Annotated in this window: 2 protein-coding genes; both read left to right on the top strand. The window is 74.2% G+C overall.

Annotation, left to right across the window (positions count from 1 at the left end; translation table 11 throughout):
• Positions 1-1,039 (top strand): STM4012 family radical SAM protein (locus B7767_RS08725; RefSeq protein WP_085571667.1); only part of this gene is annotated, 1,039 nt, incomplete at its 5' end.
• An 11-nt stretch (positions 1,040-1,050) separates the two neighbouring features.
• Positions 1,051-1,899 carry an STM4011 family radical SAM protein gene (locus B7767_RS08720; RefSeq protein ID WP_085571666.1) on the top strand — a complete coding sequence of 283 codons (849 nt, stop codon included), beginning with the start codon at positions 1,051-1,053 and terminating at the stop codon, positions 1,897-1,899.
• Positions 1,900-2,127: the final 228 nt, after the last annotated feature.

Here is a 2,127-nt window from a genome sequence, read left to right as displayed (position 1 = left end):
CGGCGGCGGCACCCCCACCTTCCTCACCGCCGCCGAACTCCAGCGGCTGTGCGACATCGCGGAACACCGCATGGGCGCCGACCTGCGCGCGGTCCCGCTGTCCGTGGAGGCGTCGCCCGCCACGGCCACCGCCGACCGGCTGGATGTGCTGGCAGCGCGCGGCACCACCCGCCTCAGCCTGGGCGTGCAGAGCTTCGACGACACCGAGGCCCGCGCCGCCGTACGGCCGCAGCGCCGCGCCGACGTCGAGGCGGCCCTCGGCCGTGTCCGCGACGCCCGCATCCCCGTCCTCAACATCGACCTGATCTACGGCATCGACGGCCAGACGGAACACACCTGGCTGCGCTCCCTGGACGCGGCCCTCGCCTGGCGCCCCGAGGAGCTCTATCTCTACCCCCTCTACATACGCCCCCTGACCGGCCTCGGCCGCCGGGCCGGCGAGGCGGACCCGGCCTGGGACGAACAACGGCTGCGCCTGTACCGCCTGGGCCGCGACCACCTCCTCGCCCACGGCTACGCACAGCGGTCCATGCGCATGTTCCGCCGCGCGGACGCCCCGCCGCAGGGCGCGGACGACCACGCCTGCCAGACCGACGGCATGATCGGCCTCGGCTGCGGCGCCCGCTCCTACACCGCCGGCCTGCACTACTCCTTCGACTACGCCGTCGGCATGCACGAGATCCGCGGCATCGTCGACGACTACGTCTCCCGCCCGGCCGCCGACTTCGCCCACGCCGAGTACGGCCGCCGCATCGACACCGACGAGGCCCGCCGCCGGCACCTGCTGCAGTCCCTGCTCCAGGCGGAAGGCCTCGACCCCGCCGACTACCGCGCCCGGTTCGACGGACGCTCCCCGGCGGACGACTTCCCGGCCGAGCTGTCCCGCTTCGCCGACCGCGGCTGGCTGGAGGAGGACACCGGTCCCGGCGCCACGCGCCTGCGCCTGACCCCCGAGGGCCTGGCCCACTCCGACGCCGTCGGCCCGGAGCTGTTCTCCCCGGCCGTGCGGGCCGCCATGGCCGCCTACGAGCGGAAGTGAGACCGCGGCCGATGGACCTGACCCTCCTCTACCGGGGCCCGCTGGCCTCCTGCGACTACGACTGCCCGTACTGCCCCTTCGCCAAGCGCCGCGACAGCCGCGAGCAACTGCGCGCGGACCGCGCCCGCCTGGAGAGGTTCGCCGACTGGGCCGACGCGCAGACCACCGACCGGCTCTCCCTGCTCTTCACCCCCTGGGGCGAGGGCCTGGTCCGCTCCTGGTACCGCAGCACCCTGACCCGGCTGTCCCACCGGCCGCACATCCGCCGCGTCGCCATCCAGACCAACCTCAGCTGCCGCACCGACTGGCTGGCCGGCGCCGACCTGGACACCCTCGCCCTGTGGTGCACGTACCACCCGGGCCAGACCCCCTACGACCGCTTCCTGGCCAAGTGCCGCGAACTGGACCGCCTCGGCGTGCGGTTCAGCGTCGGCGTCGTCGGACTGCCCGAGCACCTCGACGCGGCCCGGCGGCTGCGCGCCGACCTGCCCGAGAAGGTGTACCTGTGGGTCAACGCCGCCGAGGGCCGCACCTACGACGACACCGAGGCCGGCGTGTGGACCGCGCTGGACCCGCTCTTCCCCTACAGCCGCCGCCCCCACGCCAGCGCGGGCCTGCCCTGCCGCACGGGGGAGTCGGTGATCTCGGTCGACGGGGAGGGCACGGTCCGCCGCTGCCACTTCGTCCGCGCCGAACTCGGCAACCTCTACGACGGCAGCTACCGTGAGGCACTGCGTCCCCGCCCCTGCCCCCTCACCACCTGTGACTGCCACATCGGTTACGTCCACCTCGAAACGCTGCCGCTGTACGACGTGTTCGCGGGCGGTGTGCTGGAACGGATACCGGCCCCGGCCGGGTAGCCGCCCGCGCCACGTGACGTGTTTGCCGCGGGAGCCAGCGGCAAGTCGGTGTCCATGAGTGAACAGAACAAGAACGCGCAGCAGAAGACCACGTCCGCCCGGTCCGCCGCGACCAAGGCCCGGCAGAGCGCGGACAAGGCCAGGCAGACCGCGGACAAGGCGACCGCACCCGCCGCCGGCAAGGCCGCTGACGCGGCGTCGGCGGCCGCGTCGGGCGCCGGGCGCGCG

The organism is Streptomyces sp. 13-12-16 (genome assembly GCF_002114215.1).
In the GTDB taxonomy this organism is placed as follows: Bacteria; Actinomycetota; Actinomycetes; order Streptomycetales; family Streptomycetaceae; genus Streptomyces.
Note: the sequence above shows the minus strand (reverse complement) of the source record. Positions and strands in the feature narration are given on the sequence as shown.